The sequence below is a fragment of the Hoskinsella mucinilytica genome (assembly GCF_045223415.1).
Classification (GTDB): Bacteria; Bacillota_I; Bacilli_A; order Erysipelotrichales; family Erysipelotrichaceae; genus Hoskinsella; species Hoskinsella mucinilytica.
The window spans coordinates 24,572-40,624 of the sequence record NZ_JBEQZJ010000021.1 but is presented as its reverse complement, the minus strand read 5'-3'; the positions used below and the strand labels follow the sequence as shown (position 1 = coordinate 40,624).

Annotated in this window: 9 protein-coding genes; all 9 read right to left on the bottom strand. The window is 37.0% G+C overall.

Translation table 11 applies throughout. From position 1 onward, the window contains the following. Nucleotides 1-5 precede the first annotated feature (5 nt). Genes UGRO018_RS09095 through UGRO018_RS09055 form a run of 9 tightly spaced genes read right to left on the bottom strand, consistent with a single transcriptional unit; the run spans nucleotide 6 to nucleotide 16,030 of the window. Nucleotides 6-1,049: a glycoside hydrolase family 172 protein gene (locus UGRO018_RS09095; RefSeq protein ID WP_416326171.1), complete on the bottom strand. Its 1,044-nt coding sequence runs from the start codon at nucleotides 1,047-1,049 to the stop codon at nucleotides 6-8. After that, nucleotides 1,042-3,162 carry a glycosyl hydrolase family 65 domain-containing protein gene (locus UGRO018_RS09090; protein WP_416326170.1) on the bottom strand — a complete coding sequence of 707 codons (2,121 nt, stop codon included), beginning with the start codon at nucleotides 3,160-3,162 and terminating at the stop codon, nucleotides 1,042-1,044. The genes UGRO018_RS09095 and UGRO018_RS09090 overlap by 8 nt, the downstream gene beginning before the upstream one ends. Then, entirely contained in the window at nucleotides 3,159-5,774 is a 2,616-nt protein-coding gene (locus UGRO018_RS09085) for a glycosyl hydrolase 2 galactose-binding domain-containing protein (protein WP_416326169.1), read from the bottom strand. Before UGRO018_RS09085 ends, UGRO018_RS09090 begins: the two co-directional genes overlap by 4 nt. A gap of 1 nt (nucleotide 5,775) precedes the next feature. Continuing rightward, entirely contained in the window at nucleotides 5,776-7,317 is a 1,542-nt protein-coding gene (locus UGRO018_RS09080; RefSeq protein ID WP_416326168.1) for a type 2 periplasmic-binding domain-containing protein, read from the bottom strand. 60 nt (nucleotides 7,318-7,377) lie between these two features. Then, nucleotides 7,378-9,288 carry a beta-L-arabinofuranosidase domain-containing protein gene (locus UGRO018_RS09075; RefSeq protein ID WP_416326167.1) on the bottom strand — a complete coding sequence of 637 codons (1,911 nt, stop codon included), beginning with the start codon at nucleotides 9,286-9,288 and terminating at the stop codon, nucleotides 7,378-7,380. Continuing rightward, a complete protein-coding gene (locus UGRO018_RS09070; protein ID WP_416326166.1) occupies nucleotides 9,275-12,547 on the bottom strand; it encodes a NosD domain-containing protein in 3,273 nt (1,090 codons plus the stop codon). Before UGRO018_RS09070 ends, UGRO018_RS09075 begins: the two co-directional genes overlap by 14 nt. A 53-nt stretch (nucleotides 12,548-12,600) precedes the next feature. Continuing rightward, nucleotides 12,601-14,136 carry a type 2 periplasmic-binding domain-containing protein gene (locus UGRO018_RS09065; protein WP_416326165.1) on the bottom strand — a complete coding sequence of 512 codons (1,536 nt, stop codon included), beginning with the start codon at nucleotides 14,134-14,136 and terminating at the stop codon, nucleotides 12,601-12,603. A 19-nt stretch (nucleotides 14,137-14,155) separates the two neighbouring features. After that, nucleotides 14,156-15,067 (bottom strand): carbohydrate ABC transporter permease, encoded by a 912-nt coding sequence (locus UGRO018_RS09060; RefSeq protein WP_416326164.1) that lies wholly within the window; start codon nucleotides 15,065-15,067, stop codon nucleotides 14,156-14,158. A gap of 15 nt (nucleotides 15,068-15,082) precedes the next feature. Beyond that, nucleotides 15,083-16,030 carry an ABC transporter permease gene (locus UGRO018_RS09055; protein ID WP_416326163.1) on the bottom strand — a complete coding sequence of 316 codons (948 nt, stop codon included), beginning with the start codon at nucleotides 16,028-16,030 and terminating at the stop codon, nucleotides 15,083-15,085. Nucleotides 16,031-16,053: the final 23 nt, after the last annotated feature.

The following is a 16,053-nucleotide window of genomic DNA, read 5'->3' as shown; positions in this document are numbered from 1 at the left end:
ATGCATCATACGATTTCCAGCCTTTCCTGATCATCCTCTAAACGTAAGGTACCTTTTGCTTCTGCTTGATACCAATAGGTTACACTGGCAATATCATCCTGTAATGGAAGATATTCTTTAAAACCATTTCGCCAACCAAGTGCTTGAATCTCTACCCATAGATCTTGATCAAATCGAATAGGATCTTGTACATGCCAACGATATAGTTGAAATCTTGTATTTGCTTGATATACACCATCAGGTTCAAACACATGAATTCCCGCATAAGGAGAGGTAAAATTTTCATATCTTCTTGTATCAGGATGTTCAAAGTTCCATGCACCTAAAAAGTAATCCTCCGTGCCAGTTCCGCAAATGCTAGGGTAACTATCACCATCGATATAAAATTTGATTTCACCTTCTCCCCACCATTGATTGCTGTTGAGTTGCCAAAACATGCTTGTTCCTACATAATGTCCGCTACCTGATATCTTAGGCAATAGCATATGTGTCTTTTTATATTCCAAGGGATGCGAGCGATGATAATATGCATGAAAATAGTATTGATCTTCTTCTAGTTCTCCACATTCATAATTTATTTGATAAAAGAAGGTAACCTCTTCCTCTTGTAAGTTTTCAATGGTGATCTTACAATGTTCATAAAAGGGCATCGCAAAATAACTGCATAAACCATATCCAGGATTCACTTGCATCATCAAAGATGCATTTTGATAATATTTGCCCCAGGCATTCGCAAAGAAATCTCCCAGTGGCACTTCTACTGCAGGAATATCTTCTCGCTCCCAATACATTCGAATGATCAAAAAGCGTGCTATATGAGAATGTGTCATCCAAATACTTTTGATAACACCGGGTCCATCGATATTCGCAATCTCAACCGTCTGTTTCCCGGCAATTTTCAAACAAGGGCTGATTTTCCATCCCGGCCCCAATCGTTTGGCACACGCTTCACCTGGTCCATGGATTGCTTTTGCTCCTTCATTTTTGGCGCCAGTAGGATTTTCTGCACTTATGGAGCGAGTGACTCGCTTTCTTTTTTGACTAAGCATAAGAATGCTCCTTCCTAGTTATATGAACCTGTTCTTTTGTTACCTTAATTTCATAGACTTGTTCCTTGATGACAAGTTGAAATTGAATGCTTTTCCAATGTTTAGGTAATTTTGGTTTTACACTGATATCACGATGCCACATAAGGTTTTGTAAACCCGCAAAACCGAAAATGACAGCTTGCCATAGTCCACCGGCATTTGCGATATGAATTCCTTCACTCGCCCCCATATTTGAAAAATCAATCGCACACGCTTTTTCAAACATAGCATAAGCTTTATCTATCTCATGTATTCGAGTGAATAAAATGGCATGGATGACATAGCTAAGAGAGGAATCATGTGTTGTTATCGGTAGATAATAGTCCATATTCGCTTTCAGCTTTGTTTGATCAAACCCATCAAACAAGTAAAATAACGCTAAGGTATCTGCTTGTTTTAAGGCCTTACAACGATAGTTATGTTCTTGGGATATTTGTGCACCAAAGGGTTTAGAACGATCTTTCCACACTTTATCAAAATCGATATCTTCAAAGGTATCAAAGTCTTCACATTGTTGGAAGATACCCTTTTTTTGTGGTAAATGGATATGCTCTATTACATATTGATACCGTTTATCCTCACAAGGCTTATCAAACGCATGACACCAATCCAAATATACTTGCATGCTATAGGCAGCCATATAATTGGTATAATAGTTGTCATGACAAAACATGATATATTCATCCGGCCCCATGACACCATGGTAGTGAACACTTCCATCTACGTCTTGATAACAGCGAGATAAAGCAAATTTTGCGACCTGTTCTACGACAGGAAAAAAGGATGTTTTACAAGTTTCTTCATCTTGTGTAATGGCATAATATTCTTGCATAGCATAAACGATATCAAAGGATACATGAATTTCATGATCTTTATATTGCCAATTAGGGCATTGTTCCTTCCCACTAATACTGGATTCCCATGGATATTTTGCTCCTTGATAACCATAAGCCTTTGCATTTTCCATCGCCGAATGTAAGGTATGTACACGAAACATCAAAAGATCCTTTGCCTTTTTGGGCTCTGTATATAAGAAGAAGGGTAAAAGATAGATTTCCGTATCCCAAAAATAATGTCCAAAATAAGCTTCTCCCGCAGCTCCCTTAGCATCTATGGCCACCGTATCATATATGGACTTGCTACGCATCAAGTGATACAGCGAAAAATCCATTGCAAGTTGTGCTTGATCATCACCTTCAATGACCACTCGATGAAGCTTCCATTGTTTTTGCAAAAGATTCAAGTGAGCATCAAGAGAATATGGATATGTTGCAATGGTGTTTAAATGCTTCCGTGCAATGATATCAGGATGTTCATCATCTAGACTGGTCCATACACTACTTACTCTTTCTATGTTTAATTCACGATTACCTTCTACTATGATTGCGATTCGTTGTTCCTTTTGTATGTTTCCTACCACTCTTGCATTGGTATGAAGTTGTTGTGCTATTGCTACCACATTTTGTAAATCAGTTGTTACCATCACTTCCATCGTATTATCATGGACATTTGATTGACGATGCATCAAATGATGATAGCCATTTGTAGTAACATCCATATCAATAAAACAAGAAACTTTCAATCGTATAGACGGATCCGCCTTGATCGTGATATTCTGAATCATCGCATGAGGATCATTCCAATCACAACAACGTGTAACATGAAGGTGAATATCACCTGATTCATGTTGAATGGTAAATTCATATTCATAACTAGAAGTATCCATATGAAATATCTGCTTAAATTCAGTTATCGTTTCTTCACTAAAGCTGTAAGCCATCCCATTTATCGAAAGTGATATACCACATAAATAAGGTAAATTGACCATTTCTTCATTCAATAGTGGATGTTTGCCAACAATTCCGGGTATATAAACGCCCCATTTTGAATATGGGTGCGCCGCTTCTTCAATGGTTACATTTGCAGGTAACCGCCAAAAGGTATCGTTTTGAGGCGCAAAGGGAAGATCAAAGTCAAGTGATCCTCTGATATGCATATATCCATTTCCTATGGTATATGCTCCTTCTTGTTGTTTGAGTTCTTCTTTACAAAAGCTTTCTTTTGTCATTATCATATTTGCTTCTCCTGTTCTTGCACCATTGCTTTTAAAAGATTCTGTGCAACAATATTTTCCGCAAAACTTCTTGCTTGAGTTCCGGAAGATTTTTGAAAGTTCAATGTACATACGAGAATGGAATGCTGACATTGTTTAAAACGAAAAATACATTCACTTCGATGAAATCTTCGATTATCTATTCTCGACATGATCCGCTCATAATCCGTTGTTTTTTTAAGAATGTCACAAGGAGCAATATTCACATCTGATGCTAATGATACAAATTGTAAAGAATCATAGCCTTTGCCGGCAAGAGAATCAAGGAAGCTATTAGGTGAAATCAGACGTACACATTCTCTCCAAAACGGCTCTCTTTGAATTGGAAAATAACCCTCACCGCTTTGTAAATATACGATGGAGCATCGCTTAGGAAGCTGTGTTATCATAGCGTTCGTCAATACGGTCGTAACCAAAACAGGTTGATTGATTTCATCTAGCTCATGAATCCTTTTTACCTGCATAACATCATCAATACCATCTAAGCAATTGGTAGGATCAAAGAGCTGTACTTGAACATCTTTCTTTGGATAAACCCAAATATCCCAATGGTTGCTACTGATAAGTTCAGCATCATATTCAAGTTTCATAACTAAGCTCATTCTGAGTGCATGCTTCACCTTAGGAAGCAATATGTCTAATGACGCAACTTCTTGACTTTGATATGCGGATAGCTGAATGATTTCTTCCTTTTGATAAGAATATTCTGCCCCAATTAAGCTAATGCTCAAGCAACCCTTACCACTTTGGGCAGTATGATTTGACACAAAGATCCGATTGGTAAGTTTGCTATCCTCATAAAAGTTATATTCATCTAAGGTTTCAAACACATCAGCACCATGATGCCATTTTCGTTTCAATGGCGCAGCCATGGAAATGACAACATCCCCATTGATTGCTGTCATGGATGCATCGCTCCATTTCTTTTGATTAAAATCATCGAAAATCCCACAACTTGTAATAGGAACATCACGTATTGCAGTAATACTATATCCCATAACATCATTTCTTCTTGTTGTTTCTAGGTTATATTTTCTTACATCATATGCCTTTTGATTTGCACATACGATAAGCTGTTCCATATCTTTTTCTATATCATTTTCCTTTACGATCTTTTCATAATGATAGATTGGCATATCACTGACTGCATTGGCATGTACATATCGTAATAGATTCACACTAGGATCAGGACTTGCCCAATATAACTCTTCATCACTTTTAGATTTTACAAAACGTAAATTACGGAAAGTATCCATATCATTGAATTCCCCAAAAAACCATGGTTTCGGCTTACGACTTGCGTGCTTGAATTCATGAATCAGTTGTTGCATATGATGAATTTCTCCGTAAAAATGATAATCATAAATATCACTTTCTGAATGTAGCGCTCCCTCATAGCATTCTCCACTACCTGAATTGTCACAAACAATTGCTTGGGTATTGGTCTTTGTGATCTGCTCATATAAGCCATCTAAAGTTTCTTTAGGAATGGTTGCGTCTAATTCACAACCGATACTTATCATAAACAACGAAGGATGGTGGGCGATACTATTCATCATTTGTGGATATTGTTTAGCAATTCGTGGAAAGAGATATCCATTATCATATGGTAGCCATAATGGAAGCTCTTGCCATACAAGAATACCAAGTTCATCACAAAGATCATAGTAATATTGAGGTGGCAGGAATAAACAGAATTTCACCGCATTGAATCCCTGTTCTCGTATCGCCAACAGCTCTTTTTTTACGGTTTGTATATCAGGAATCACTTGATGATGCTCAGGATAATATCCCCAATGCAAGATTCCTCTGAAATAAGCCGGTTCACCATTTAATAAAATTTTATCTCCACATTTTTTTATGGTACGAAAGCCTAATGTTTTACGTTGTGTTTCATAGCACACATCCTCTTTCCAAAGACTGACACCTATTTCATATAAGAATGGATCTTTTAAGCTCCAAACATGAATATCATGCAATGGAATATATAACTCAGATGTATATGGAAATACCATGATAGGATCTTGACCTATTTGGATTTTGATGACACAATCAGCAAGATTCACCCTACTCTTTACAACCAATATCTCATTATCATAATCAAAATTTAGCTGTAGCTCTTCAAAATGAAGTGGTGCTTTCTCCATAATATAAATATCTTTATAAATGCCACTGAAAGGATATAAAACATCAGGAATAAAACCAAAAAGAACACTACGATAATAATAAGGATCTGCTTTATCAAAACTTGGTTTTTCCACAATGATTTCTAAATGATTTTTCCCATGTTTCAACACATCATTGATATCCATATGATGAGGCGTCCATATTCCTTCTACTTTTTTGATTTCTTGACCATTCAATATCACTTTTGCCGCACAACTGATTCCATCCATTCCAAGTATATAATACTTATGCGTATCTTTTTCTAACTCAAATTCTTTATGATAATGAAAGCTTGTGCATATATCTTTTTTTTCCAGATATTTTTCTAACACTCCAGGTACTTGTACCTTAAGCTTTTGATCCTCAAAACAAACCTCCCATTCCCCATTCAACATGATTTTTCTCATTTCACTTTGCTCCATTCCTTTTTTGCATTGCACTTTCTTGAATTTCCATATATTCCTTTAAGCCCATATGATACAAACCATTTACATAGTCTTTCCAATCCTCATCATCGTTAGGATCAACATCTCGAAAGATAAACTTCATACTGGTTTCTTGTACAAATGTTTCTAAACTCACTTGTATGTTGCTCATAAGCTCTTGCTTGTCTTCTGAAATATAGCCATCTGGGTTTTCCACACTATGGTCAATAAAAGCGTGATCCATATCAATTTGCTGTTGTATTTCTTCATCCAACATGGTGAAATCACTTGATGCATCGATACGTAATAAATCTTGTTTGACATAGGAAGAAATCGCAATCGGATAATAAGTATTTCCCTCTGTTATTTTCGATAAATAACGTTTTCCATATGCAGTTTCCTCATAGTGAACATCCTTGATCCCAAAATTTGTCAGCTCCATACCTTCCTCACTATACAAATAATCGATATAAGCTAACGCTTGATTTCGCTTTTCTTCACTTAACCCGGCTTTGATGACATAACCAAAATCAAGAACTTGGTAACGGCGATCTTCTTTACGATAACTATCTTTTTGTTGATAAAGCTGTTCCATGCTCACATAAGATAAGGGAATATCATCACCATTGACCACGCTAAACGCTTGAAGTTGCTTCGCATGATCATAGGTTGTTAAAATAGCACTACATTGTGAATTCAGAAAGAATTTTTCCATGTCTGTTTCTGATGTTTCATACAATCTAGGATCTAGTAGTTCCTGTTGATATAAGCCTTTCAGATAGCTTAAATACTCTCGATATCCTTCTGTAATAGGTCCATATACCAACTCATCTTTTTCCTTATACGTTACGTCACTTGTTTCAAATAAACGCATAAAACTGTTAATATAGGAACGATAAGAGGATAAGCCAAGGAAATAGGTTCCTTGCTGTTTCAGCTCTTTCTTTTCAAATAAGCTTCTTTCTTTGGTTAACATATCCTGAAGCTCGGTTAAGTTTGTGATTTGCTCATAGCCTACTTGTTTCGCCCAATCACTTCGATACGCAATGACCAAGTTAGAGAAGGCATGTTCCTTGGTGGCAGGAAATACCACACATTGATTGTTAGGACATGCTTTTTGGTATAACTCTGGATGCTTTTCAAACTGTTCCACTAGATGTGGTAGTTTATCAAGATATGCAGTATAATCCATGAATAAATCATTATATAATGCGGATGTAATTTGCGCTTGATCAAAGGTGTAATACAATAAATCTACATCTGATAGATCACTCATTTGTGTTTGAAATAAGCTTGCGATGTCACCGCTGACACTTTTATAATACAAAGGTATATCAAGTCTTTTTTCCAATTCGGAAATAATCTCAATATCGTTCATATCTACCTTTTTCATGATTTCGTATCCGCTTGGAAACCAGATTCGTAAATCATTTTGTGATGGTTCTTGTGTCTGATCGTCTGTGAAATACATGGAGATTGCACAGATGATCAGAAGAACACTTATGATCGCTATGATTTTTTTCATCATCGTATTGCTCCTTTATGATAGGCAACGTGCAGATTTAAAATCTGCACATGCCTGTAATTACTTCCAAGGAAATAAAGAGATTCTTAGCTTACTACAGCCATAGGGAATCAACTCAATCTCCTCAAGATCACCCTGTTCCTTTACAGGGGATATCGGTAAATCTCCGGCAGAATTCTGTTCCATCTGCCACATTGGTAATCGAATCGCCTTTGCATACAATTTTACCAATGGATACTGCTTACTGAAAATCTGTGGCATTCTATTTTCTTCGATCTGAACTCGTATGTCCTTTGATGCATCGATTGCATAATTCCAAGGACTTTTCGGATATATTTCATAATCCGGATACGCAGGATTACCATGTGCTAACGCCTGATACTCTTCTTTGATATTCAATGCAAATACAATTGGTCCTCGTTCTATTGTCAAACCATGATGATACCACTCTGTACAAAGCGTCACTTCCATAGGCAGATGAAGTCGTAGATCCATATCTGTGTCTAAGGTTAGACTGACACACAAATAACCATCCTCTTGTTGAACAGATAACACTTCATCATCCATATATAGTTTTGGCTGTTTACACCATGCAGGTATTCTAAACTGTATAGGAAGGGTTATCGGTTTATCACTATGCAAATGGAAGAATATATCCTCATGGAATGGATAACACGTTTCCTCTTCTATGACTACCTTTGTATCATGTAACTGTAGGGTTGCTTGCATTGGCATATAAGCTCCTGCCACCACTGTATCTTGATCTAAGAAAATCGCAGTTTTCACAAGTTTTGGCCATCCTTGATGCATATTTGCCAAACAACATCCAAAATTCGGTTCAAATCCGAATAAGTTGGCACGATCTCCATTGTTATACCATTCTCTCTTTGCCTGAGATACCAAAATCTGATTTGCTTGTTGATCATATTGATGTGCCTTAAAATCCTCACTAATGGTTGCCGGTAAGGCGTTATATGCGACACGCTCTAATAAATCTAAAAATCTAACATCTTTGCTAACTTCGTAAATGAGTTGTAAAGAGAACAACAGCTCTACGACAGAACATAATTCACTTCCTTGGGTAGGTTTTAATCCACTTAAATGTTCATCACCTGAAAAGATGCCGCTGACTTGTCCATGATACTTCTGTAAAGATTTGATTCCTGTATAAATCGCATCTAAATAACGAGTATCCTTGCTACGTTTATATTCCATTAAAGGTTGCTTTAATCCCATCGTCACATTAACGATATGCGTCGCATGATATTTCATGACATCATACAGATGCCAGCGAGAAACATTCTCATCTACCAAATGCCAATCATAATAATATTTGGTCGGATGTGTAAAAGGCAGATTTTCAAAGAATGTTGTCCAATCTAATGCTTGACGATTTACTTTATCCACAAGCTCTAATAAGAATGCTTCCTTTGTATGCTCATACAACCAATAAATGGTATAAGCAAAATCACCTGCTCTTGCTTGGGCCCAACCATCCATCTCATAATGATCCAATAAGGTTGTACAAAACTTGAAATAACGAAGCATAAAGGTAAGGATACGTTCATCCTTTTCAGCCTCATAATAGCTGATCATCGCCTTCAACATCACAAACTTCGGCCAAAACAAGGTATCATCAAACTCTGTCTTACGATAAGTAGGTCCAAAGTCACCGTTCTCTCTTTGTGAATCTAAACTCCATGTGATCCATTTTTTCGCCTTTTCGATACCTTCTTCATGTTCTAAAAGATAAACGAGAGGAACCAATCCATCCAGCCAATAAGGGGGACGTTCCCAACTATTATCACTTCCTCCGATCCAATCAGAGAATGGACCGACCGATCCCCAATTCTCATCCAGATGTAAAGTAATACCTTCTAATTGTAGCTTCAATTGATCCTTCAACCATCCAAGAGGTCTGATTGATTCAATATCCAATGAAGTCACTTTATTTGATTTATATACCGTCATCATAATCCTCCAATTCCTTAATCATTAATAGCTCGTTTTCTATGGCATTCAATGTCACATGACACCATCCACTGGTCGCACTTGTCAACACCATAAATCCATCCTTTGATGAAACGTGTTTTCCATCTAATATCGCCTCCACAAACTCCTTGGTCTTAAAATAAAGAAGAAGCGATGTTTCAGGCTGTTTCCATTTGATAGAAAGCTCTAATGTTCCATGAATACGAAGCCCTGTATCCCTTAAATAATCAACTTGTTGTAACAATGTTGCTGTATTTGGTATGGTAAAGCATTGATATAACTTCTCCATCCCTTTGACACCTAATCGATTCCCCAGACCTTCTTGTTCGGTTGAATGATCGTAAATATCCTTGTCATCATAAAGCTTAAGATAACACTCTCCCCATCCATTCATATCTTTTGAAATGACCTCATCCCCATTCCAATAGCCATAAGTCCCGTTCAAAGGCGCTATACCATTTCCTACCCAACGATAATAACTACCACCTTGTACACCATTTGCCAATTCATCCTGATATAACAACAAGGCATAAGGTGTACCTTTTTTCAATGTGACTTGTTGAAAAGATAATTCTGTTTCCTTTCCGGAACGAATTTGTTCAGGTAGACATGTATTTTCATAAATACAAGTAGCTGTTTGAATGGATGCATGTGACATATCATAGAGTTGATAATGTAAAGGCTGAGCCTTTGCATCCTTTCCCCATGTTTCTTTGTTTAGTTTTACCATAGCCTTTTCTAGATCAAACAGTTCCTCATGAGTTTGCTTGATTTCAACAGGTCGACCGCCATCTAACAATAACAATTGCATATCATATATGCTGATCGCTGTATGAATACGCTTTTCCATTTTTAAAAGGAATCGTTTTCCTTTTTTTCGTGGAAATCTTAATTTGACATGATTTGCCTGTGGCTGAAGCGTCGCAATAAGCTGATCATCACAGAGAAAATGAATATTTTCAGGGAGGAGGGTCGTGACTTCATCCGCATAGAATGCAATATCAACTCCATCCACAGGCAAAGCTGCACAAACATCTATCGTTATGGATTCCTCTGTGGTATCATAAGCGGAAATCCATCGTTTGCTTAAATCATATTGATATGGATGTTCTTTCCATATTTCGAATTGGTCTTGTGAGTTAGAAGAAAACCGTATCCGTTTTTCTAATACAGGCACTTGATGCGCTTTGGCATTCAACAGCTTCTGATAAGAAGGAGAACGCTTCTTTTTCCACACAGCATCCGCCAACAAAAACTGCCCAGTTGATGGCTGAGGTGTCTCAAACGTTATACATACTGCATATACTTCACCAATAAAATCATCACTATATTCAAATAGAAAGTCCTCATGTGAGCGTAATGGAATCGTTAAATATTCCCATTCATACTTTGCCTCATTGTTTGCTTGTGCATGTTTTTGAAACAATGCATCCTTACTGGTAATGCTCAAATGTCCTCCTGTTTCATCCAAGAGAGTAACATGAAGTCGTACCTCTTGATTCCAATCAATGAAGTCATTTTGATAACAGTAGAAGAAGGATAGCTCTTCAAAGTCCGCTAAATGTATCAAAGGTAACTGACAAGTAAAACTACTCTTTTTTTGATTTCTCATACAAAGTGCCAACCCTTGCATTCCACAATGCTCTATACGTTGGATATTTTGATTTCTTTCTTTGACGATCCATGCTTCAGGATCTAACCATTCCTTGCTTAGGAACCCTTGATCCCTAACATAAATATTTTCCTCTAATAACCCTATGCTTCCTACACTTTGTGCATTTACAAACATACGATAACGCCCTGGTTCATCAAAGGTTCTTTGAAATCCTTTTTGTTTGCTCATATAACCATCATCGAAATAATAAGCATAGGTATCAAAGCCTTCAGCCTGATATTCCTCCATCTTTCCTACTTCCGTATATACACAGTTTTTTGTAAGAGCAATCTTGTTTATCGTTGTATCTGTACTATGCTCATGAATCATCGTGACATGCTCATCACGATAAATTGCTTCTGCTTCATTTTGTATGATATTATCGATCAGATGGATATTCATTGCATTTTTCATATAAATGCCATACCCTAAAAAGCCTCTTTCATCATTTTGGTTATCCACGATCGTGTTCTTTTCTAATATCCAATTCCTACTTGGTGTTTGCTTTGTATATCGAATAGCGATACCCGGACCATGATTGTCTTTGATCAAATTACTCTTTAGGTAAAAATCATTACCGCTGCCATTTACTACCGCAATACCAGCATTCCCAAAAGACTCAGGAGCATTTTGAAAAACAACACCATTGCCAATCACTTCATTTTCAATGAGTTTCGTATGATCTGAACAACCAAGCCAGAATCCATAAGAAGAGTAATTTGCTTTATTGCGAAGATACGTATTGTGTGCATCCCACGCCTCTATTGCATTGTTATTCGCAAAAGAAGCATCGTTTTCTTCAAATAGATTGTACATAGACATCAGATTATTTAATGAGCGAATAAACAACCCATCTCCACCATATCGCATATCATTACGTCGAAAGATATTATAATTTGATGCTGATTCTATCAACACACAAGAGGAGTCCCTTGCGTGTACTTCATTAGCTTCTTTACGAATGCCCCAGCTAAAATCATTGTCTTCAAACAGATTATAGGAAGCCATCCAGCAACGTAAACCAACATTAGAGGTATGAGAGAAATCATTTCTTTTTATTTCATTATGATCAGCGTTTCTTAATATCAGGGCAGACCATACTTGAACTGCCTTATTCTGAAATAGCTTGTTATGATGGGAGTTGTATAATACGATACCACCTGCATCGATATGTTCCTCCCAACCCCAATCAGGATTATGATAGTTATAAGAAAAATCATTCTCTGTAATGACACAAGAGTTACAATCCTTCATATATAAACCTTGTACAAAACCTCGTACCTGCAAATGTTCAATTTTGACATCATGAACATGCTCCATATAAATTCCAATACCATGATAACCTAAGCCCTCATCCAGCATAGCACCATATCCATAAGAAAATTCTGTTTTATGAGAATCATCACTGGAACATGACTTATCTTTTCCACCAATGAATACACAACCATTGCCTGAAATCGTAATATTACTGGCACAGATGGTAATGCCCTTTTGCCCGTAAAAGTTATAAACACCTGGTAGAAAACTGACATCTTCATATATTTTCATTCCCGGATAGGGTCTGATCATCTTTTCTTTCCTCATATAAGTTCCCTCTTTAATATGGAAACAGGCCTCATTGTCGAGGCCTATTTCTTTTATTTAATGCGCTCAGCAAAACGTTGGTATGCTGCATTGTAGGTATCTGTAATCTCTTTTACACGCAGACTTTCTAATTTTGATTGGAATTCCTTCCATACTTTATCATCGTTAGGATCAGCTGCTCCTGTCATGAATTTTTCTTTATATTCTTCAGCTCCTGTTTTTAGGTCTGTGAAGATTTCAGAAATCAATGTACTTTCCTCATCTGTTGTCCATAAGGTAGGTTCCATAGCACCGGTTACATCAGTATTTGCCCACATATCGTAAGTCTTCATACCACGATCATCAATCAATGCATATTGTGTTGCGACATCAGTCAATCCGAAATCCGGTTTAACATATTTTGCGACTGCAATACCTGCAGAATATTCTGCATCCTTCATGATCTTATCTGTATAAACTTTTTTGCCATCCTTCACTTCATAAGTATCACCTTCAATACCCCAACTCATTAACGTCTGTCCTTCTTCAGAGTAAGCATAATCAAACAGTTTACAGATATCCTCGATATTCTTTTCTCCTGTTTTGGTAATTGCCCATCCATAAGGCTGTGCGATACGTTTTGCGGTAGAATTGTATTCCATGATCTTTCCATCGGCATTTTTCATATAACCGACAGGAACATATTCGATATCTGTAGTAGCCTCAACCTCTTGGAAAGTACTATAGCCATCTACAAATGCTGAAGTTGTATTTGTTGTGTGGTGTTGCATATAAACATCACGTTCCATAGATAATACATCAGGATCGATCAAGCCTTCCTTGCTTAATTTATAGAACCATTTCATTGCGTCACGATAACCATTACTTGTTGGTCCATATATAATTTTTCCATCTTCGATCATAAATTCATTGGTTGTGTCAAAACCATAAGCCAATTTAATTAACTGAGTAGGATATCCACCTAAACCATAGAATTTATCCCCTGCGTTTGGTAGCTTTCCTTCATCGAATAATGCCTTTTGAGCCTTTAATACTTGATACAATTCTTCATTATTGGTTGGTACTTCCATATTGACAGCCTCTAACCAATCTTTACGCATCATCATACCTTCGAAATAGTATTTTTCTTCTGTGATCCATGGTAAATAATAGATCTTACCATCTTCACTTGTTACCTGTGCTTTTAATTTCGGATTATTATCTAATAGCTTTTTCAGGTTTGGCATATCGTCTAAATACGGAGATAAATCAATGATGTTTCCATTTGCCGCATAGTTTACTACATCCTGAGGGGTGTATTTATAGAACATGGCATCAGGCATGTTTTCCCCAGAAGTCATCAACATTTGGAACTCTGTATCAGGATCACTTGGATTCAACCAGTCTGTTTTAACACCAGTCACCTCAGACAGCTTTTGTACCGCCATGATATCTTTGGTGTCCATTTTCATTAATTCCTCAGTACCACGCCATGTCCACATCTTGATGGTTGCATCCTCAGAGCCTTCTTTGTCCTTTGACCCGCCGCAGCCGGCTAACATTGTCATAGCCAGTACGGATGCAGTTGCGACTTTCATAAATCGATTCATTTTCTTCATCCTTTCTTTTTTATTCCTTGACAGCACCTAACATGACCCCTTTTGTAAAGTATTTCTGAACGAATGGGTATACAACAAGGATCGGTACTGTAGAAACCACAGTGGTTGCCATTTTCAGAGATTTTGCAATCTGTACTGCACCACCAGCTGCACCGGTCATTTGTGCTTGTACGGTATTGACATTTCCCTGAATCAAAACTTCTCTCATATAAAGTGCCATAGGCCATAACTCTCTACTTTGAGAAAGATATAGGTTGGCATTAAACCAAGCATTCCATATATCAACAGCATAGAACAATGCAATGACAGCTATGGAAGGTATGGATAATGGTAAGATGATTTTAATCAAAATTCTCATGGTAGAAGCTCCATCCATCTTAGCCGATTCCTCTAATTCCTTTGGTATTCCTTGGAAATACGTTCTCATTAACAACATATTATAAGTAGAAATAGCACCAGGTATCAACATGGACCAAACTGTTCCATCAATATCCAAAATCTTTGAAATTAAGATATAACTGGGTATCAGACCACCACCGAAAAACATCGTAATGGTAATGAGGATCATGATCCATTTTCTACCCCATAAATCATGTTTAGATAATGGATATGCTAATAGGATCGTCATCGTAACAGAAATCGCTGTTCCTACTGTGACATAAAACAGAGAATTACGGAAACCGATCCAAACATCTGGAGTCGCCAGCACTGCTTTATAGGCATCTAAATTAAAGCCCTGTGGCCATAACATGAAACCACCAGATTTAGCGATTGCCTCAGCGCTGGATAAGGAAATGACAATGACATACCAGAATGGATAAATTGTCACGATACATAACAATATCAGAATAATGACAATGACACTGTCCAATATCTTATCCTCTGTCGTTCTTTTCTTTTTTTTCTTTTTGAATGGTAACATAATAGCCTCCCTTCCTTAAAACAGACTATTTTCATCATCACTGAGCTTCTTAGATATGCTGTTGGCAGATACCAAGAAGACAAAGTTAACCACAGAACTAAATAATCCTACAGCTGTTGAGAATGAGAATTGCGACTCTTCTACACCTTTACGATAAACATAATAGGATATATTATCACTGACCTCATAAGTGATCGGCCTTGCCAAGTTCATGGTTTTATCTAGATTACTGGCCATGATACCTCCAACCGCTAAGATAAACATAATGGTAATGGTAGGTCGTATGGTTGGTAAGGCGATGTACCACATTTTTTGAAGCCTACTAGCACCATCCAGATCCGCAACCTCATATAAGGTAGGATCTACTGCAGTCAAGGCTGATAGATAAATGATGCTTTCCCAACCAATTCTGGTCCAAATATCCGATATCACATAAATGGCTCGGTAATATTGCGTTTCATTTAAGAAATTAATAGGATCAGAACCAAATAGCATTTCTCTTAATCCGTTAAATGCTCCATCTGTAGAAGTAAGATCTATGACAATACCGCAAATAACGATCATAGATATAAAATGCGGAAGATAGGTGATGGTTTGTACTGTTTTCTTAAATCGTTCTACTCTGACCTCATTCAATATCAATGCCAAAGCGATAGGTGCCGGAAATCCAAACAATAATCCATAGAATGCCAAAACAAACGTATTTCTTATCAATCTAAAGAAATATGGGCTAGCCATGAATACTTGTAGATGTTTAAATCCAACCCAATTGGCTCCGATAAGATATGGATCACCAGGATGATAGTTTTGAAACCCTATCACGATACCGAACATTGGCAGATAACAGAAAATTACATACCATAGCAATGGAAGAATCAACATCAAATACAACCCTCGATACTTTTTCATTGATACTTTAAAGCTTGATTTTTTCACTGCTTTTTCTTGTCTTTTTAATACCATTTTTATACAACCCTAGTATGATG